This is a genomic window from Brachybacterium epidermidis, from assembly GCF_015209585.1.
Taxonomy (GTDB): domain Bacteria; phylum Actinomycetota; class Actinomycetes; order Actinomycetales; family Dermabacteraceae; genus Brachybacterium; species Brachybacterium epidermidis.
Genome location: NZ_JADEYR010000013.1, coordinates 17,560 through 36,483 on the forward strand (window position 1 = coordinate 17,560; position 18,924 = coordinate 36,483).

20 protein-coding genes are annotated in these 18,924 nt (G+C 70.2%); 16 read left to right on the forward strand and 4 right to left on the reverse strand.

Translation table 11 applies throughout. The features are described from left to right. Positions 1-72 precede the first annotated feature (72 nt). A complete protein-coding gene (locus IOE58_RS10995; RefSeq protein ID WP_193866434.1) occupies positions 73-1,059 on the forward strand; it encodes a hypothetical protein in 987 nt (328 codons plus the stop codon). A gap of 99 nt (positions 1,060-1,158) precedes the next feature. On the opposite strand, the gene IOE58_RS11000 is transcribed toward IOE58_RS10995, so the two are convergent. Further along, positions 1,159-2,382 (reverse strand): aminotransferase class I/II-fold pyridoxal phosphate-dependent enzyme, encoded by a 1,224-nt coding sequence (locus IOE58_RS11000; protein ID WP_193866435.1) that lies wholly within the window; start codon positions 2,380-2,382, stop codon positions 1,159-1,161. 23 nt (positions 2,383-2,405) lie between these two features. Further along, the gene (locus IOE58_RS11005; protein WP_193866436.1) at positions 2,406-2,975 is read right to left on the reverse strand and encodes a GtrA family protein; all 570 of its coding nucleotides are present in this window, start codon (positions 2,973-2,975) and stop codon (positions 2,406-2,408) included. 236 nt (positions 2,976-3,211) lie between these two features. Between IOE58_RS11005 and IOE58_RS11010 the strand changes: the two genes are divergently transcribed. The 11 genes from IOE58_RS11010 (at position 3,212) to IOE58_RS11060 (ending at position 12,478) form a co-directional block, all read left to right on the forward strand. Next, entirely contained in the window at positions 3,212-4,012 is an 801-nt protein-coding gene (locus IOE58_RS11010) for a hydroxymethylpyrimidine/phosphomethylpyrimidine kinase (RefSeq protein ID WP_193866437.1), read from the forward strand. 159 nt (positions 4,013-4,171) lie between these two features. After that, the gene (locus IOE58_RS11015; protein WP_284690647.1) at positions 4,172-4,978 is read left to right on the forward strand and encodes an amino acid ABC transporter ATP-binding protein; all 807 of its coding nucleotides are present in this window, start codon (positions 4,172-4,174) and stop codon (positions 4,976-4,978) included. Between the two features lie 71 nt (positions 4,979-5,049). Then, the gene (locus IOE58_RS11020) at positions 5,050-6,015 is read left to right on the forward strand and encodes a glutamate ABC transporter substrate-binding protein (protein ID WP_193866438.1); all 966 of its coding nucleotides are present in this window, start codon (positions 5,050-5,052) and stop codon (positions 6,013-6,015) included. 70 nt (positions 6,016-6,085) lie between these two features. After that, positions 6,086-6,784, forward strand: a complete 699-nt coding sequence (locus IOE58_RS11025; RefSeq protein ID WP_193866439.1) for an amino acid ABC transporter permease — start codon at positions 6,086-6,088, stop codon at positions 6,782-6,784. Next, positions 6,781-7,608: an amino acid ABC transporter permease gene (locus IOE58_RS11030; protein ID WP_193866440.1), complete on the forward strand. Its 828-nt coding sequence runs from the start codon at positions 6,781-6,783 to the stop codon at positions 7,606-7,608. Before IOE58_RS11025 ends, IOE58_RS11030 begins: the two co-directional genes overlap by 4 nt. Positions 7,609-7,723: 115 nt before the next feature. Further along, entirely contained in the window at positions 7,724-8,512 is a 789-nt protein-coding gene (locus IOE58_RS11035; protein WP_193866441.1) for a class II glutamine amidotransferase, read from the forward strand. Between the two features lie 75 nt (positions 8,513-8,587). Then, positions 8,588-9,427, forward strand: a complete 840-nt coding sequence (locus IOE58_RS11040; protein WP_193866442.1) for an ABC transporter ATP-binding protein — start codon at positions 8,588-8,590, stop codon at positions 9,425-9,427. Continuing rightward, positions 9,424-10,104: an ABC transporter permease gene (locus IOE58_RS11045; protein WP_193866443.1), complete on the forward strand. Its 681-nt coding sequence runs from the start codon at positions 9,424-9,426 to the stop codon at positions 10,102-10,104. Before IOE58_RS11040 ends, IOE58_RS11045 begins: the two co-directional genes overlap by 4 nt. Next, the gene (locus IOE58_RS11050) at positions 10,101-10,763 is read left to right on the forward strand and encodes an ABC transporter permease (RefSeq protein WP_193866444.1); all 663 of its coding nucleotides are present in this window, start codon (positions 10,101-10,103) and stop codon (positions 10,761-10,763) included. Before IOE58_RS11045 ends, IOE58_RS11050 begins: the two co-directional genes overlap by 4 nt. A gap of 118 nt (positions 10,764-10,881) precedes the next feature. Continuing rightward, positions 10,882-11,841: an ABC transporter substrate-binding protein gene (locus tag IOE58_RS11055; RefSeq protein WP_193866445.1), complete on the forward strand. Its 960-nt coding sequence runs from the start codon at positions 10,882-10,884 to the stop codon at positions 11,839-11,841. A 163-nt stretch (positions 11,842-12,004) separates the two neighbouring features. Then, positions 12,005-12,478 carry an SRPBCC family protein gene (locus tag IOE58_RS11060; protein ID WP_193866446.1) on the forward strand — a complete coding sequence of 158 codons (474 nt, stop codon included), beginning with the start codon at positions 12,005-12,007 and terminating at the stop codon, positions 12,476-12,478. Positions 12,479-12,622: 144 nt separating this feature from the next. Here the strand turns inward: IOE58_RS11060 and IOE58_RS11065 are convergent, their stop codons facing one another. Then, positions 12,623-12,970 (reverse strand): hypothetical protein, encoded by a 348-nt coding sequence (locus IOE58_RS11065; RefSeq protein WP_193866447.1) that lies wholly within the window; start codon positions 12,968-12,970, stop codon positions 12,623-12,625. Positions 12,971-13,203: 233 nt separating this feature from the next. On the opposite strand from IOE58_RS11065, the gene IOE58_RS11070 reads away from it, so the two are divergent. The 3 genes from IOE58_RS11070 to IOE58_RS11080 are packed head-to-tail and all read left to right on the forward strand — an operon-like array spanning position 13,204 to position 15,837. Further along, positions 13,204-14,472, forward strand: a complete 1,269-nt coding sequence (locus tag IOE58_RS11070; protein WP_193866448.1) for a DUF8612 domain-containing protein — start codon at positions 13,204-13,206, stop codon at positions 14,470-14,472. 46 nt (positions 14,473-14,518) lie between these two features. Beyond that, on the forward strand, positions 14,519-15,391 hold the full coding sequence (gene fdhD, locus IOE58_RS11075; RefSeq protein WP_193866449.1) for a formate dehydrogenase accessory sulfurtransferase FdhD: 873 nt from the start codon (positions 14,519-14,521) through the stop codon (positions 15,389-15,391). Beyond that, a complete protein-coding gene (locus IOE58_RS11080; RefSeq protein ID WP_193866450.1) occupies positions 15,388-15,837 on the forward strand; it encodes an ASCH domain-containing protein in 450 nt (149 codons plus the stop codon). Before fdhD ends, IOE58_RS11080 begins: the two co-directional genes overlap by 4 nt. A gap of 148 nt (positions 15,838-15,985) precedes the next feature. Here IOE58_RS11080 and IOE58_RS11085 read toward each other — a convergent pair whose 3' ends face one another. Beyond that, a complete protein-coding gene (locus IOE58_RS11085) occupies positions 15,986-16,945 on the reverse strand; it encodes a sugar-binding transcriptional regulator (protein ID WP_193866451.1) in 960 nt (319 codons plus the stop codon). 139 nt (positions 16,946-17,084) lie between these two features. On the opposite strand from IOE58_RS11085, the gene IOE58_RS11090 reads away from it, so the two are divergent. After that, on the forward strand, positions 17,085-18,824 hold the full coding sequence (locus IOE58_RS11090; protein WP_193866452.1) for an FAD-dependent oxidoreductase: 1,740 nt from the start codon (positions 17,085-17,087) through the stop codon (positions 18,822-18,824). The last annotated feature ends 100 nt before the right edge of the window (positions 18,825-18,924 follow it).

Genomic DNA, 18,924 nt, shown 5'->3' on the forward strand with positions numbered 1-18,924 from the left:
GGCGACGGGCCCGACATACCGTCGTGTCGTGAGAGGGGTACGGCGCTGTGCTACAGCGCCGGGTGAGAGAACATGTCGCAGCCACCGCAGAACGGATGGGGTCAGCAGTCCGGCGATCCCTACGGGCAACCCCAGGGCAATGGCCAGGACGGCTACGGCCAGCCCTCGCCGAACGCCGGGTACGGGCAGGACGCCTACGGGCAGGACGCCTACGGCCAGGGGGGCTACGGCCAGGACGCCTATGGCCAGCCCTCTCCCAACGCCGGCTACTCGGACTACGGCCAGGGCTCGCCGAACTCCGGCTACGCACCGTCCTTCGGGGACGGTGCGCAGGGAGCCGCCCCGCAGCAGGGCGAGAAGAAGTCCGGCTCCAAGCTGCCCCTGCTGATCTGCGCCGGCTGTGCCGTGCTGGCCCTCATCGTGGGCATCATCGGCGGCGGCATCTTCCTGTTCACCCGTGGTGGCGAGGAGGATCCGCCCACGGGTGGCGGTGACACGACCACCACCCAGGAGGAGACACCCGATCCGGACGGCACCACCGAGCCCGAGGGTGGGGATGACACCACCGAGCCCGAGGGTGGGGACGACACCACCGAGCCTGCCGGCGACGGTGACAAGGGCACGCGTGAGAACCCCTACGGGGCCGGTGAGACCTTCGTCCTCCCCGATACCGAGGACGGCGAGCTGGAGATCAGCTTCGGCAACGTGAACTGGGACGCCACCGAAGAGATCAAGGAGACGAACCAGTTCAACGCGGATCCGGGCGAGGGCGATGTCCACATCATGGTTCCCGTCACGCTCACCTACCGCGGTTCCGGCAGCGTCGAGCCTCTGCTGCTGCTGAGCACCAACTACGTGGCCGACAGCGGCAACTCGTACAGGTCCGCTCCGCTCGTGGTTCCCAACGACGCGATGGACGTGGGAGAGCTGTACGACGGCGGCACCGGTGAGTTCAACAGCCCCTGCACCATCCCCACCGATGCCGTCCAGAAGGGCTCGTTCAACGTGTCGGTGCTCTTGGACTTCGACGGTGAGGAGGTGTGGGTCGCTGCCGAGTGACCCACCTGCTGTGACGCCCGACGGCCCGCCCACCCCGCACGGGGAGGGCGGGCCGTCCGCGTGGCGGCCGTCGGAGGGATCGGCGGGTGCGTGCCGTGATCATCGGCCGGACCAGCCGGCCAGGCGCTCCAGGGCCAGTTCGATGGTGGGGCGGTCCTTGCAGAACGCGAGGCGCAGCAGCGAGCCGGCCGCGGCGGACTCTGCGCTGCCGGGCCGGTAGAACGCCGTCAGGGGGATCGCGGCCACCCCGGCCTCGGTGGGCAGGCGCTCGCACAGCGCCTCGGCATCGGGCTCGCCCAGGCCCGCGGTATCGGCCACCACGAAGTAGCCGGCCTCCGGCACCCCCACGGTGAACCCCACCGAGCGCAGCCCCGCCACCAGCAGGTCCCGACGCTCTCGCAGGTCATCCGCGATGCCGGCGATGGCCTCGTCGGGCATGCGCAGGCCCACCGCCACCGCGTGCTGGAAGGGCGCCCCGGAGGTGTAGGTGAGCCACTGCTTGGTCCCGGTGATGGCGGTGACCAGGGGAGAGGGCGCGGTGACCCAGCCGATCTTCCAGCCCGTCACCGAGAAGGTCTTGCCCGCCGAGGAGATCGAGACGGTGCGCTCACGGGCCCCGGGAAGCGTGGCGATCGGGACGTGGGCGGGACCGTAGGTGAGGTGCTCGTACACCTCGTCGGTGACGATCAGCGCGTCGTGCCGCACCGCCTCCTCGACGATCGCGACCAGCACCTCCCGATCCAGCACCGCCCCGGTGGGGTTGTGGGGCGAGTTCACGATCACCATCCGGGTGCGGGGACCGAAGGCCGAGCGCAGCTCGGCGGCGTCCACCGTGGTGGCCAGGTCCCCGTCGGCACCCGGCGCGATGCGCAGCGGGACGGTGCGGTGCACCCCGCCGGCCAGGGCGATCAGGGCCGCGTACTGGTCGTAGAAGGGCTCCAGGGTGACCACCTCGTCCCCCGGCTCCACCAGCGCCAGCACGGTGGCCGCCAGCGCCTCCGTGGCGCCGGTTGTCACCAGCACCTCCCCGGCAGGGTCCCAGTCGAGTCCGTAGCGGCGCTGCTGGTGCAGCGCGATCGCCTCCCGCAGCACGGGCTCGCCGGCCCCGGGCGGGTACTGGTTGTGGCCGGCTCGGATCGCTGCGATCGCGGCCGCGGCCGCCTTGTGGGGCGGGTCGGTGTCCGGGAACCCCTGCCCCAGGTTCGCCGCGCCCGTCTGCGCGGCGCGGGCGGAGATGCGGGCGAACACCGTGGGGCGGGCGATGCCGTCGGTGAGCAGTCCGGTGGCGCCGGAGGCGCGGGTCCAGGGGCCGGAGGTGTCCATGGCCCGAGTGTGTCAGAGCGAGGTCAGCGCTCGCGGGGGAACACGTACCGTCCGTAGGTCACGTACCGGAAGGTGGTCGAGACGATCTGCCCGATGAAGGTCCCGGAGACGTTGTCGGCCAGCACCGAGTCCAGGCCCAGCACGTAGCGGGAGAAGCCCAAGCAGCCCAGCTGCAGCCCCGCGGCGATCAGGTTCACCAGCACGAACAGCGCTATCGAGCGAGCCGTGTGGGGGCGGGGCCGGTCCCCGAAGGTCCACAGGCGGTTGCCCAGGTAGGTCAGGCACGAGGCCACCGCGATGGTCAGCAGCTTGGCGGCCAGCGGGTGGCCGTGCATCAGCCCCTGTCCCCATCCCTCCGCGGGGTCCCAGAACACCAGCAGGTTGTACAGCGCGGCGTCGAACAGGAACACCAGCCCGCCCACGGTGAGGAACGTCAGGGTGGGCCGCAGGTGCTCGGCGGCCAGGGCACCGGTGCGGGAACGGGGGGAGGAGCCCGAACCGCGCCCAGGGCGCGGGCCAACGGTGGCACGATGCGGGGACGGGCGGGGTGGGGCGCCGGCCTCCTCGGCCGTGACGGCATCGGGCCTGGACACGCACGGCACTGTACCCGAGTAGGATCGGACTGCGGTCGCTGCGACGGGTCCCCGGCACACGGGAGGCCCTGGGAGCGCGCGACCCGGCTGCTGCGACGGGCGCCCGGCACACGGGAAGCCCTGGGAGCGCGCGGCCATCGCCGCAGGAACGGGCACCGAGCCCTGGGAGCCCGCGGCACACCCATCACCGGCGGGCTCGCACGATCGGGACCCGCAGCACAGTTCAGGAAGGACACATGACTCACGTCGCCCTCGCCATCGCCGGCTCCGAGACCACCGGAGGCGCCGGTGCACAGACCGACCTCAAGACGTTCCACCAGCTCGACACCTTCGGCTGCGCGGCGCTGACCTGCATCGTCTCGATGGACCCGAAGGACAACTGGAACCACCGCTTCGTGCCCGTGGAGCCCCAGGTGATCGCCGATCAGATCGAGGCCTGCACGGGCGTGCACGACATCGACACCGTCAAGATCGGCATGCTGGGCAGCCCGGCCACCATCGACGTCGTGGCCGCCGCCCTGGCCGAGCACTCCTTCACCAACGTGGTGCTGGACCCGGTGCTGATCTGCAAGGGGCAGGAGTTCGGCCACGCGCTGGACACCGACAACGCACTCAAGGAGAAAATCCTGCCCAAGGCCACCTTCGTGACCCCCAACCACTTCGAGGCGCTGGCGCTGTCCGGCATGGACGCCATCGAGTCGGTGGAGGACCTCACCGAGGCCGCCCGCCGCATCCACGACGCTTACGACGTGATCGTGCTCGCCAAGGGCGGCGTGGTGCTGGAGGGCGCCGACGCGGTGGACGTGTTCTACGACGGCGAGCAGACCGTCGAGCTGCGCAGCCCCAAGACCGGCGAGGACCGCATCCACGGCGCCGGCTGCACGCTCGCTGCCGCCGTCACCGCCGAGCTGGCCAAGGGCGCCACCCCGCTCGAGGCCGCGCGCACCGCCAAGGCCGTGGTGGACAGCTCCATCGAGCACCGCCAGTCCAGCCACCTGCCCTTCGACGCCGTGTACCAGCGCGGCTACCAGGGCTGAGCGACAGCCGGCCGATCGCATCGACGGGTGACCGGGCGCCGCAGGAGGACCCTGCGGCGCCCGCCACATGAGCGCCGGGCGGTCACAAAAGCATTCCGAAATGTAAACAACTATTCCGCTTGCTGGACAGTCGGCGGTCGCACCAGACATTCTCGGTGCATGGAAGAGACCAGCAGCACACCCGGCGCCCCCGCGGAGCAGCGTGAGCCCTCGCGTGCCAGGCAGTCGAGCGAGCCCCTGATCTCGGTGCGCGGGGTCACCAAGTTCTTCGGCGACTTCCAGGCGCTGAAGGACATCGACCTGGACATCCACCGCGGCGAGGTGGTGGCCCTGATCGGCGCCTCCGGCTCCGGCAAGTCCACGCTGTGCCGCTGCGTGAACCGCCTGGAGACCATCACCGACGGCGAGATCCTGATCGACGGCGAGCCCCTGCCCGAGGAGGGCAAGGCCCTGACCGCCCTGCGCTCCGACGTCGGCATGGTGTTCCAGAGCTTCAACCTCTTCCCCCACCTCAAGGCGATCGACAACGTCACCCTGGGTCCGCGCAAGGTGCGCGGCGTCCCCAAAGCCGAGGCCGAGGCCCAGGCCAGGGAGCTGCTGGAGCGCGTGGGCCTGGCGGACAAGGCGGACTCCCTGCCCGCGGCGCTCTCCGGCGGCCAGCAGCAGCGCGTGGCCATCGCCCGCGCACTGGCGATGAAGCCCAAGGCGCTGCTGTTCGACGAGCCCACCTCCGCCCTGGACCCCGAGGTCATCAACGAGGTGCTCGACGTGATGACCGAACTGGCCCAGCAGGGCATGACCATGCTCGTGGTCACCCACGAGATGGGCTTCGCCCGCCACGTGTGCGACCGCGTGGTCTACATGGACCAGGGCGAGATCGTGGAGGAGGGCGAGCCGGAGGCCTTCTTCACCGCCCCCCGCAGTGATCGCGCCAAGGCGTTCCTGTCCAAGATCCTCCCGCACTGACACCCGACCGGCACCGACCGGCACCCGCGAACTCCCGCACCTGACGATCACCCCACGAAACGGAGAACACCATGACCACCAGCACCTTCCGCCCCGGCCGCCGTGCCCTGGTCGCGGCCGCCGCCGCACTGCCCCTCGGCGCTGCCCTGGCCGCCTGCGGCTCCGACACCGGTGACGGACCCTCGCTCGGCGGCGAGGGCGGCGCAGGCGGCGGCTTCGCCGATGCGGTCGCCTCCGGTCCCGTCGCCGAGGACGCCGCCATCGAGGCCAGCGCCTGGGCCACCCGCATCAAGGAGGCCGGTACCCTCAAGCGTGGCGGCACCGTCGCCAACCAGGTGTTCTCCCTGGCCGACACCTCCGGTGGCAACCCCACCGGCTTCGACGCCGGCATCACCCAGCTGCTGGCCCGCTACATCCTGGGCGAGGACGGCGCGGACAAGGTCGAGTACATCGACACCACCGTCGACACCCGCGAGACCATGGTGCAGAACGGCACCGTGGACTGCGTGATCGCCACCTACTCGATCACCCCCGAGCGCCTCGAGGTCATCAACTTCGCCGGCCCGTACTACCTCTCCGGCACCGCCATCCAGGTGCGCGCCGAGGACGCCGAGTCGATCTCCGGGCCCGAGGACCTCACCGGCAAGAACCTGGTCACCCAGTCCAACTCCACCGGCATCCAGGCCATCGAGGAGCACGTCACCGATCCGGGCGATGTGCAGCAGCTGCCGGACAACGAGTCCTGCGTGGCCGCCCTCAAGCAGGGCCGGGCCGACGCCTACGTGCTTGACCAGGGCGTGCTGCTGGGCAACTCCAAGGCCGATCCGGACGTCGTGGTGGTGGGCGAGCCCTTCGTGGACGACCCCTACGGCGTGGGCCTGTCCAAGGACGACGAGGACGCCCTGGACTTCGTCAACACCTTCCTGCAGGCGATCATCGACGACGGCACCTGGGAGAAGCTCTGGACCGCCACCATCGGTGAGGTCGTCCCGGGCGACGCCCCCGAGCCGCCCGTCCCCGGCGACCTGCCCGCCTGATCCTCATCGCCTGACCGACGGGGCCCGCCCGACAGCGCGGCCCCGTCGGCGCCTCCCCCGGAAGGTCCCCATGCACGCCATCAGCGAGAACATCCCCCTGCTGCTGCAGGGCATCGCGACCACCGTCGCGCTCACCCTGCTGGGCTACGTCTTCGCCCTGGTCGTGGGCACGGTGCTGGCCGTGTGCCGGGTGAGCCCGATCCCGCCGCTGCGGTGGGCGGCCACGGTGTACGTGGAGATCTTCCGCAACATCCCGCTGCTGAGCCTGCTGATCCTGATCGCCTTCGGACTGCCGGACGTGGGGCTGACCCTGCCGTACTTCTGGTGCGGCGTGCTGGGCCTGACCCTGTCCTCAGCTGCCTTCGTGTGCGAGAACGTGCGCTCCGGCATCAACACGGTGCCGGTGGGGCACGCGGAAGCCGCGCGCTCCATCGGGCTGGGATTCTTCGGCACCCTGCGCCACGTGGTGCTGCCCCAGGCGTTCCGCACCATGATCCAGCCGCTGGTGAACGTGTTCATCGGCACCGTCATCGGCTCCTCACTGTGCTCCGCGATCGCGGTCATGGAGATCACCGGCGTCACCCAAAGGCTCAACATCCAGTACGCCCAGGCGGTCGTCATGTTCCTGGTGGCCGGTGCCGTGTACCTAGTGCTGTCCCTGGGCGGCGCCTACCTGGGCGGGGTGCTGGAGCGGGCCGTGTCCCCGTCGGACGCCCGCCGTCGGGGCCCTGACCGCGCGCTCGACGTGCAGGCAGGAGCGCAGGCATGAGCGCACGCACCAACACCGCCACCCAGGTGCTGTTCGACGCGCCCGGCCCGAAGGGCCGCCGTCGGATCCTGGTCCTGTCGATCCTCAGCGTGCTGGTGATCCTCGGCGTGATCGCGCTGGGGCTGCGGCAGTTCGCGATGAACGGCGAGCTCGATCCCGGCAAGTGGGTGGTGTACCTGCGCGCCGACTACCTGGCCTTCCTGGGCAAGGGCCTGATGGGCACCCTGAAGGCCACCGCCATGGCCGCCGTGGTCGCCTTCCCGCTGGGCCTGCTGCTGGCCCTGGGCAGGCTCTCCCGCATCACCCCGCTCAGCGCGGCGGTGGCCTGTTGGATCGAGTTCTTCCGTGGCATCCCCATGCTGCTGGTGGTCTATGCGTTCCTGCTGGCCCTGCCCGCCTACGGGGTGAACGTGCCGCGGTTCTGGATGCTGGTGATCCCGATGATCATGGTCTCCTCCGCCACCACCGCTGAGGTGTTCCGCGCCGGCATCAACGCCGTGGACAAGGGCCAGCACGAGGCCGCTGCCGCGATCGGCCTGACCCCGCGCGACTCCATGCTCCACGTGGTGCTGCCGCAGGCCGTGCGCCTGGTGCTGCCCAGCCTGATCCTGGCGCTGGTGAGCCTGCTGAAGGACTCCACGCTGGGCTACGTGGTCAGCTTCAACGAGCTGCAGTTCCAGGGCAAGACGATGGTCTCCATCACCCGCTACCTGGTGCAGACCTACGTGGTGGTCTCGGTCATCTACATCGCCATCAACTTCCTGCTCACCCGGATCGCGCTGGCGCTGGACGCGCGGATGAAGGCGCGCGCGACGGGCGGCTGAGCAGGCAGCGTGCACCCGCTGCTGCGCAACCCCACTCCGTCGAATTCCCCAGCACAACCCCGCTCCGGAGAACTCCCCCTGCGGAACCCCCGTCCCACGGAAGAAGGACCCTCCCATGTGTCGTCTGCTCGGTGTCGTCAGCCGTGAGCGCATCTCCCTGGACCGTGCCATCGCCCACGAGCTGGAGCCGTTCACGGAGCTGTCGGAGCTGCACCGGGATGGCTGGGGCGTGGCGTGGTTCGAGCAGGACGGCCCCGCCCAGCGGTCAACCCCGCAGATCCTGCGGCAGCTGGACGTCGCCCGCGAGTCCACCGCCTACCGGGAGGCGCTCGCCGCCGCGCACGGCCCCATGATGCTGGTGCACCTGCGCAAGGCCAGCCCTGGCCTGCCTCTGCAGATCACCAACACCCATCCCTTCCGGGAGGGCGACGTGGTGTTCGCCCACAACGGCCAGTTCGACCTCTCGGGCCCCCTGCGCGAGGAGATCCTCTCCCGCGGTGGCCGCGTGCCCGAAGGGACCACGGACTCGGAGCTGTACTTCTCCCTAGTGGAGCTGTACGCCCGCACCGAGGAGCCGGTCGTCGCCGTGCAGCGCGCCGCCGCGGAGATCACCGCCCTGTGCCTGCGCTACGGCACCCGGGTGCCGGAGGCACTGAACTGCCTGTACATGACCCCGGACCTGCTGGTGGCGTACCAGCAGCACGACCCGGCACAGGCCAAGCCCCACCATCACCCGGACAACTACACCCTGCGCTACCGCATCGACCCCGAGCGCGTGATCGTGGCGTCCACGGGCATCCCACAGCCCGACCACCTCGAGCTCGAGCAGGGAGAGGCCCTGGTGGTGGACCGTCGCACCCTCTCGGTGATGCGCCACCCGGCGATCGTGCCGATCCCGGTCTGAGAGGCCGCGGCGATCTCCGCTACTGTGGGTCGCCCGGCGGAGCACACCGCCCCTCCCCGTCGTACGGAGCACACGGTGATCGGATTCGAGAACGTCCGCAAGGAGTACCCCGGCGGCACGGTGGCCGTGGAGGACTTCACCCTTGAGATCCCCTCGCACCGGAGCGTGGTCCTGGTGGGCTCCTCCGGCTCCGGCAAGACCACCCTGATGCGGATGATCAACCGCATGGTCGACCCCACTGCCGGGCGCGTGCTGATCGACGGCGAGGACGTGGCGCACCTGGACCCTGTGCAGCTGCGCCGCTCCATCGGCTACGTCATGCAGGCCTCCGGGCTGCTTCCGCACCGCACCGTGCTGGACAACATCACCACCGTCCCCGTGCTGCGCGGCACCTCGCGTCGCGATGCGCGCACCCGCGCCGCCGAACTGCTGGAGCTGGTGGGACTGGACCAGCAGGTCGCCACCCGGTACCCCGCCCAGCTCTCCGGTGGCCAGCAGCAGCGCGTGGGGGTGGCGCGGGCCCTTGCAGCGGATCCGGACATCCTGCTGATGGACGAGCCCTTCGGCGCGGTGGACCCGATCGTCAGGGCGGACCTGCAGCAGGAGCTGCTCCGCCTCCAGCGCGAGCTGCGCAAGACCATCGTCTTCGTCACCCACGACATCGACGAAGCATTCCTGGTGGGGGACCGCGTGGTGCTGCTGCGTCCCGGGGGCATCATCGCCCAGCAGGGCGCCCCGCGGGAGATCCTGGCCCGGCCTGCCGATGACTTCGTCTCCCGCTTCGTGGGTGCGGACCGCGGCACGCGCACCCTGCACCTCGAGGAGGTCGACGGCAGGCGCGTGGTGGTCGACGCCGACGGGCGGGCCACCGGCGTGCTCGACCATGACCGCACCGCCGGGGAGCACATGACGTGAACTGGCTGCAGTCCAACCTCGACCAGATCGTGGCGTACACGGGAGCGCACCTGGCGCAGTCGCTGCCGCCCATCCTGATCGCGTTCCTGCTCGCCCTGCCGTTCGCGAAGCTGGCCAATGCCGCCGGCTGGCTGCGCACCGGCATCACCACCGCCTCCGGTCTCATGTACGCGATTCCCTCCCTGCCGCTGTTCGTGCTCCTTCCGGGCATGCTGGGCACGGGGTTCCGCAGCCCCGTGAACATAATCCTGGCGCTCACCTTGTACGGGCTCGCGCTCATGGTGCCCTCTGCTTCCGACGCCTTCCGCTCGGTGGACCGCGATGTGCTCAGCTCCGCCACTGCCCAGGGGTACGCACCGGCGGCCCGGTTCTGGGCGGTGGAGCTGCCGCTCGCCGGCCCGGTGCTGCTGGCCGGGCTGCGGGTGGTGGCGGTCAGCACCGTGTCGCTGGTGACCGTGGGGGGAGTCCTCGGGGTCCCCAGCCTGGGCATGCTGTTCGTGGACGGGTTCCGACGCGGCATCCCGGTGCAGATCCTCACCGGTGTGGTGCTCACCGCAGTGCTGGCCCTGATGCTGGACGCACTGCTGGTCCTGGCGGGCCGCATGCTGATGCCCTGGACCCGACGGGGCGCCCCGCGGCGCTCCCGGGGCCGCGAGCGCACGGGGGCGGCGGCATGAACGGGAGTCCCCTGGGGCAGGCTCTGGAGTGGATGGCCGATCCCGCACGCTGGACCGGCCCCTCCGGCATCCCCGCGCGGATGCTGGAGCACCTCGGGTACACGGCGCTCGGGGTGCTGGTCGCTGCCCTGATCGCGATCCCGCTGGGCCTGCTGGTGGGGCACACCGGGCGCGGGAAGGGGATCGTCGTGATGGCCGCCGGGGCGGCGCGCGCACTGCCCACCCTGGGCCTGGTCACCCTGTTCGCCCTGCTGATGGGCATCGGCCTCACAGCCCCGCTGCTTGCTTTCGTGGTGCTCGCGGTACCGTCCCTGCTGGCCGGCGCGTACTCCGCCGTGGAATCGGCGGACCCGGCCACTGTGGACGCGGCCCGCGCGCAGGGCATGACCGAGATGCAGATCCTCACGCGGGTGGAGATCCCACTGGGCCTCCCGCTCCTGATCGGCGGGCTGCGCGGCGCGACGGTGCAGGTCGTCGCCACCGTCATGCTCGCGGCCTACGTGGGCAACGGTGGTCTGGGCCGGTACATCTTCCTGGGACTGGGCTCGCAGGACTACCCGCAGATGATCGCAGGCTCCGTGCTGGTGATCGCCCTGGCGCTGGTTCTGGACCTGCTGCTGCTGGGCGTCCAGCGGCTCACCGCGCCCCGCGGCGTGTGAGGCCGGTGACCGGATGGTCGAGGTCGGGCCCGCGCGGGCCCGTACCCTGGAACGGTCCCGAGCCCGTCCGAGTTCCTCGAGCCCCGAGCCCGTCCGAACCCACCCGTAGGAGTTCGCCATGACCATTCGCAGCACCCGACGCTCCCTGCTCGCAGCCGGGGGGACCGCTGGGGTCGTGCTCGGCGCGGCCGCATGCTCGAGCTCCGACCCCTTCGAGGAGGACACCGCGCAGGGCGGCGAGGAGGGAACGGCGCCATCGGACGGCGGTGGTGCCGTGGGCTCCAGCACGCTCGTCATCGGCTCGCAGGCCTACTACTCCAACGAGATCATCGCGGAGCTGTTCGCTCAGGTGCTCGAGGCCGAGGGCTTCACCGTCGAGCGGCAGTTCCAGATCGGGCAGCGCGAGGTGTACGTGCCGGAGCTCGAGAACGGGTCGCTGGACGTGCTGCCTGAGTACCTGGGCAATCTGCTGCAGCACTACGAGCCGGACGCCCCCAGCGCCTCGCCGGAGGAGATCCACTCCGCGCTCGGGGAGGCCCTGCCCGGGGCGCTGCGGGTGCTCGACTTCGCCGAGGCCTCCGACCAGGACTCGTACACCACGACCGCTGCGTTCGCCCAGGAGCACTCCCTGACCACGATCGCGGACCTGGCCGGCATCCCGGATCTGAGGATCGCTGCCAACAGCGAGTTCGAGGTGCGTCCGTACGGCCCCGAGGGCGCCAAGAGCATCTACGGGGTCGATGTCACCGTGGTGCCCGTGGAGGACTCCGGTGGCCCCCTCACCGTGCAGGCCCTCACCGATGGTGACGTGCAGCTGGCGGACATCTACACCGCCGACCCCGCCATCGCCGCCAACGACCTTGTGGTCCTGGAGGACCCGGAGTCGATGATCCTGCCGCAGAACGTGGTTCCCCTGGTCACCGAGAAGGTCGACGAGACCGCCGCCGCTGCGATCGAGCGCGTGATCGAGCAGCTCAGCGCTGACGACCTGGTGGCGATCAACCAGCGCAGCGTCGAGGAGCAGGCGAACTCCGCCACCATCGCCACGGACTGGCTAGGGGAGAAGGGCCTGGTCTGACGCGCACCCGATCCTGCGCCCGCCGGTGCGACTCACGGTCGCGGAACCGCGCGGTCGAGCGGTCGACGTCATCGCAGGTCAGCTCGATAACCAGGTCTCGGCGCCCGGGGGACGATCTCGAAGTCTGGGTGACATTTCCAGGCGTGTGCGGCATGGTGGCGACATGAGCCAGAACCAGACCTCCCTCACCGTCACCCGCACCATCGACGCCCCCGCGAAGGACATCTTCGAGGTGCTCACCCTGCCTGCCCGCCATCACGAGTTCGACGGCTCGGGCATGGTGCGCTCTGCCGAGAACACCGAGCGCATCACCAAGTCCGGTGAGAAGTTCGTGATGAACATGCACGCCGAGATGAACGGCGGCGACTACGTGATGCACAACCACGTGACCGCCTTCGACGAGAACAAGATGATCGGCTGGCAGCCCGCCCAGGAGAAGAACAAGGACGAGCCCGGGGGCTGGGAGTGGCTGTACGAGCTCAAGCCCGTCGATGCCGACTCCACCGAGGTATCCCTGACCTACGACTGGTCCAAGGTCGACGAGAAGCTTGCCAAAGAGGTCGGCTTCCCGGCCGTCCCCGAGGAGAAGCTGGAGGAGTCCCTCAACCTGCTCGCCGGCGCCGTCGTCAAGAACTGATCGGTCGCACCCGCGCCGATTCCGCCGGTCCGGAACCGGCCACGCTGACTGCGTCGGTCCCCGGACCGGCCCCTGCACCGCAGCCCGTCCCGCCACCTCGGTGGGGTGGGCTGCGGGCTGTTCAGCGGGCGCCGTCGAGCCTGCTCAGCGAGGGGCGGGCGCACCCGCCTGCGGTGGCCGGGGCGCCTGCGGCGCCCTTACCAGAGCGGCCGCGCCCCCCAGGGCGGCCAGGAACGGCACCGCCACCAGCGGATCCCCGTAGACGATCCCGGAGGCGAAGGGCGCCACCACGCAGAGCACCACGATCCCGGTGACGGCGGTGCGGAAGGTGCTGTACGGCAGCGCGCTGCAGCTCACGGCCAGGATCGTCAGCAGCAGACCGATCACCACCACGCCGAACGAGTGCCCCCAGCCGGCGCGATCGTGGAAGGCCCAGACCAGCAAGGGGGTGGCGATCAAGATCGGCAGCGGCCATATCCGGGTCCGGTACATCGAGGCTCCCTCGCGGTGTGGGGCACGTGTGCTCTGGGTTGGAGGTGGCCCGTTGCCTCGAACAGTACGCGACAGTCGGGTGGGTGGCGGGCAACCGGAACCGGTGTCTGCAGCTTGCCGACCTGGCCTTCTGCAGAATGTCGAATAGTCGTTCTGCAGGATGTCGATCAAGAATCCTGCAGAATGCCGGACACAACCTGTGACCTGCATCGTTCGTCCTCTAGAGTGGCGGCGTGGACACCTTGACGAACTTCGGCGTGGCGTATCGCCCGCGCGTGGTCGACGCAGTCGTGTCATCGGCTTTGGCCGGCTCCGGGGCGGTGATCATCGAGGGGCCACGGGGGTGTGGGAAGACGATGACGGCTCTGAATCTGGCGGAGAGCTACGTCTTCCTCGATTCGCCGGAGGCCCAAGAGCTCGCCGAAGTCGCACCGCAGGTGCTGCTGGACGGTGCACAGCCCCGGCTTCTCGATGAGTGGCAGGTGATGCCTGAGATGTGGAACCGGGTGCGTCGACAAGTCGACCTCGGCGGACATCGGGGGTCATTCATCCTCACCGGGTCAGCGGTCCCTTCTGACGATGTGACGCGACATTCCGGTGCAGGGCGCTTCCTCAGGGTTCGGGAGCACACTCTGACCTGGTTTGAGAAGGGATGCTCTAGGGGCTCGGTCTCCCTGCGGTCTCTCCTTGATGGAGAGCCCGTGGAGACTGTCGCTGCTGCTCCGACTCTTGACGATGTCATCGCGGGTGTGGTGCGCTCCGGCTTTCCGGGGCTGGTGGACCTTTCGGAAGAGGGTGCACTGCGGCAGGCCCGGGCATACCTCGGAGAGGTGGCGCGTACCGACCTTCCCCGGCTCGCCTCCACGCGACAGAGGCCCGTTGTCATCGACCAGTTGCTGCGTTCCTTTGCGCGGTCCACCGCCTCGGAAGTCACGCAAGCGGCGATACTGAAGGACCTCGAGCCGGTGGCGGGATCGATGGCTCGTGAAACCTTGGCGAGCCTTATCGAAGTGCTCCGTCGGATGTTCGTCGTTGAGGCGGTCCCCGCGTGGATCCCGCGGCTTCGATCCAAGGCTCGGGTGCGAACGTCGCCGAAGTACCATCTGGCCGATCCTGTCCTGTCGGCCGCTGCTCTCGGGGCGACGTCAGCCGATCTCAGGCGGGACCTTGAGACTCTCGGGCTGATGTTCGAGTCCGCAGTTGTGCATGACCTGATGGCGCTTGGCGAGGCTTCGGGCGCCCAGGTCCATCACTATCGGGATTCGAACGGGAGGGAGATCGATGCGGTCCTCACCTGGCCGGGGGGACGCTGGGCCGCGGTCGAGGTCAAGCTCGGAGGCCGCGCAGCTGGGGCAGCCGCTGAAAAGCTCCGAGTGACGGTGGAGGACATCGCAACGCACGCCGGGCCCCCGGTGTTCACGGCCGTCGTCACGGGGACGGGAGCGACCATGCAGCTGGACAACGGCGTGTCCACGTTCCCGCTCGCTGCCCTCGGATCCTGAACGGCTCCGCGCGGAACTGCCGGCATGCACCAACTAGGCTCTGACCATGGGCAGGGTGACCGAGACGAAGCGGATCCGCACCGTGCGAGTGCGGGACGGTCGGCTGTACGCCGGCCGCAAGGGCGACCATGTCGCCGTCGAGGAGCCCCTGGACATCCGGTTGAACGGCCAGCAGCTCTCCCTGACGATGCGCACCCCCGGCAGCGATGTGGAGCTGATCCACGGCTTCCTGCACGGCGAGGGGATCATCGCCTCCCGTGAGGACATCGTCGAGGCCCGCTACTGCGACGGCGCGGTGGTGGACGACGGCAGCGGGTTCGCGCAGAACACGTACAACGTCATGGACTTCACCACCGCCCGCCCGCAGCTGCAGCAGGTTCCCACCAAGCGCTTCACCACCACCTCGGCATGCGGGGTGTGCGGCTCCGAGAGCATCGACGCGGTGCGGCAGAAGGGCCGCTACGTGCTGATGGGCAGCTGGACGGTGGATCCGCGCGCCATCCTCGATGCCGCCCGCAACCTCACCGACGACCAGGCCGTGTTCTCCCGCACCGGGGGAGTGCACGCCGCCGCCCTGGTCACCCGGGACGGCGAGGTGCTGGTGGTGCGGGAGGACGTGGGCCGCCACAACGCGGTGGACAAGGTGATCGGCTGGGCCCTGCTCGAGGACCGCCTGCCGCTCAACGACTGCTTCCTGCTGGTCTCCTCCCGTGCCAGCTTCGAGATCGCCCAGAAGGCATTCATGGCCGGGATCCCCCTGCTGGCCTGTGTCTCGGCTGCCAGCTCACTGGCGATCGACACCGCCCAGGAGGTGGGGATGACGCTGGTCGGCTTCACGCGTGCCTTCGACGACGGCGACGGCCGCATGAACGTGTACACCCACCCCGAGCGCCTGGACCTCACGGACGCCGAGGGGTGAGCCTCGACGCCTTCTGGGCCACCGCGCGAAGAAGCTGCCCCGCGCTGCCGTGCGAGCTCCCCGAGGCCTGGGCCTTCGGGGCCACCCCCGAGCAGGCCGACGAGCTGCTGGCCCTGGTGCTCGACGGCATCAAGACAGCCACCGCCTCCTCCCTGCAGGACTACCGAGTCTCAGGCGACCCCCTTCCCCGGGAGGGCGACCTCTCGATCGTGCTGGACGGTGCCGGCCGGCCGCGGGCGGTGCTCGAGACGACCCGGGTGAGCGTGGTGCCCTTCGACCAGGTGGACGCCGCCCATGCGCATGCCGAGGGGGAGGGCGACCGCTCCCTGGCCCACTGGCGGCGGGTGCACGAGGCGTTCTGGCGCGAGCACGGGGAGGATCCCCGCGGTGTCACCCCGGACATGCCGGTGGTGTGCGAGAGGTTCCGCCTACTGTTCGTAGCGTGACGGTGTCGGAGCGGCGGTATCGAGGACCGGCTCAGTCTCGAGTGCCGCGATCGCCTCCGCGCTCACGGCGGTCGCATCCTCCAGCCAGACGGGCACGTCCCCGCCCACATAGGGCCGTACCAGTCCGTACGGGCACAGTCGCGGCGCCTCAATCCAGCGCCAGCAGGCGCGCGGCGGTGGCCTCATCGAGCACCAGGTCCGTCGCGCACGCCGCCCGCAGCGCCGCACGCAGGGGCACCGCCTTGCGGGCACCGGAGGCCACCAGCACCCGCCGGGGGATCGAGGCCAGCGCCGCGGGGCTGGGCCCCGAGCAGCGCTGGTTCATGCGCACGTCGCGCCAGGACCCGTCGGCCCGCAGGAACACGGTGCACACGTCCCCCACCGCCCCGTCGGAGTACAGCTGGGCGAGATCGTCCTCCGTGAGGTAACCGCTGGCGTGGACCTGGCTGGGCACCTCGGCATCGAAGGCGCCCACCCCGAACACCGCCAGACGACAGCGGCGCTGCATCTCCAGCACGTGCCGCACCGAGCGCTCGCGCCACATGGCCTCCCGCGTGGAGGGATAGTCGAAGATGGCCGGCACCGGGAAGTGGTGCACCGTGGCAGACCAGCGCGAGGCCACCCGATCCATCACGGTGGACACGTTGGCCAGGCCCGAGCCCTCGGTGTTGATCGCCCCGTTCAGCTGCACCACCTGCGCTCCCAGCACGGGTCGGGGCGCCAGCTGCTCCACCACCGCCGTGACGGTGGTGCCCCAGGCGATGCCCACCACCTGATCCGGCTGCAGCAGGTCCTCGACCACGCCCGCGGCATCCGCCGCCACGGCGCGCAACCGCTCCCGCTCGGAGCTGTCGGGTCTGGTGGGCACCACGTGGGTGCGCACGCCGTAGCGCTGACCGATCGCCGAGCGCAGGTCCGCCAGGCGGCGCACCCCCGGGGGCCGCAGCGTGATCCGCACGATCCCCTGCTCCCGGGCATCGCGAAGCAGGCGGGACACGGTGGAGCGGGAGATGCCGAAGGCGGAGGCGATGGCCTCCATCGTCTGGCCCTCGTCGTAGTACATCCGTGCAGCCTCGTAGGCGCTCTGCTGCCGTGCATCCTGGGCCATGCCCCCAGTGTTGCACGTTCGTGCACCCCGCTTGCCGAGCCCCGCACGTTAGCGTCATCCTGGGCCCTAAGTCCCGGTCGTCTGGCGATGGACCCCCAGTCCGCCCGGGCAGCCGAACCTCTACGCGAAGGAGCGCCCCGTGCCGAACAAGAGCGCCGCCACCCTCACGCCCGCCTCCCGCCAGGAGCACCTGGACCGGCTGCGCGACGCGACGGCCCAGAACCCGCTGGACGTGCTGGTGGTGGGGGGCGGTGTCAACGGTGCCGGGGCCGCCTTCGACGCCGCCACCCGCGGGCTGTCCGTAGGCCTGGTCGAAGCTCGCGACTGGGCCTCCGGCACCTCCTCGCGCTCCTCCAAGCTGATGCACGGCGGCCTGCGGTACCTCGAGATGCTCGACTTCAAGCTGGTGGCCGAGGCCCTGCGCGAGCGCGACCTGCTGATCAAGCACACCGCGCCCCACCTGGTGCACCCCATCAGCTTCGTGTTCCCCTTCTTCCACAAGGTCGTGGACCGCGCCTTCATCGGCTCCGGCGTCATGCTGTACGACGCCATGCAGATGATCGGCCGCAAGCGCGCCGTGCCCATGCACCGCCACCTGCTCAAGAAGAAGATGCTCGAGTACTTCCCGGCGCTGGACGGCGAGAAGATCGTGGGCGCCCTGGAGTACTTCGACGCCCAGATGGACGACGCCCGCTTCGTGATGATGCTGGTGCGCTCGGCCGCCCAGTACGAGGCCGCGGTCACCAACTACACCGAGGTCATCGGCTACCTGCGCGACGGGGAGCGGATCGCCGGCGCCCGTGTGCGCGACGTCCTCACCGGGGACGAGTTCGATGTCCACGCCTGCGAGACCATCCTGGGTGGCGGTGTGTGGACCCAGGAGCAGCAGGAGCTGGCCGGTTCCGAGAAGGGCCTGGAGGTGCTGGCCTCCAAGGGCATCCACATCACCATCGCCCGCGACCGTATCCCCGCCGCGCGCGACACCGGCGTGATCACCAAGACCGAGAAGTCCGTGCTGTTCCTGATCCCCTCCGACGAGTACTGGATCATCGGCACCACCGACACCCCGTGGACCCACGACCCCGACCACGTGGCCGCCACCAGCGAGGACATCGACTACGTGCTCGAGCACGCCAACGAGGTGCTGGCCGAGGACCTCACCCGGGACGACGTGATCGGCGTGTACGCGGGCCTGCGCCCGCTGCTGCAGCCGATCAAGAAGTCCGAGGGCTCCTCCTCGAAGGTCTCCCGCGAGCACACCGTGATGCGCATGGAGCCGGGACTGTCCGCGATCGCCGGCGGCAAGTACACCACCTACCGGGTGATGGCCGAGGACATCGTGGACTTCGCCGTCAAGGACACCTACCCCGGCCGCCACAGCCTCACCCGCTCGGTGCCGATCATCGGCGCGCAGGGATACGCGGAACTCAAGCGCGACCAGGCCGAGCTCGCCGCCCGCCACGGCTTCGACGAGATCCGGGTGGAGCGGCTGCTGTTCCGCTACGGCGCCCTGCTGACCGACGTGCTCGCGCTGGCCGAGGAGGACCCCTCGCTGCTGGAGCCGCTCGAGCAGGCGCCCCGCTACCTGCGCGCCGAGGTGCTGTACGCCGCCCGCGCGGAGGGCGCCGTCCACCTGGCCGATGTCATCACCCGCCGCCTGCGCCTGGACTACGAGGTGCGCGACCGCGGGGTCGGCGCCGCCGAGGAGATCGCCGCGATCGTCGGCCCTGAGCTGGGCTGGGACGAGGCCCGCACCCGCACGGAGGTCGAGACCTACCGCGCTTTCATCGCCGCCCGCCTCGAGGCCGAGGCGTCCCACAGCGACGACGAGGCGGCCGCGGCCGTCTCCCGGGCCCCGGAGGTGCCCGTCATCCCCTGACGTCGGGCGCTCCCACCACGGGCCTTTGGCCCATGGCGCCCGACCTCTCCCCCAGGACCGGCCCCTTCGAGGGGCCGCATCCCGCCATTCCCGGCGGGAG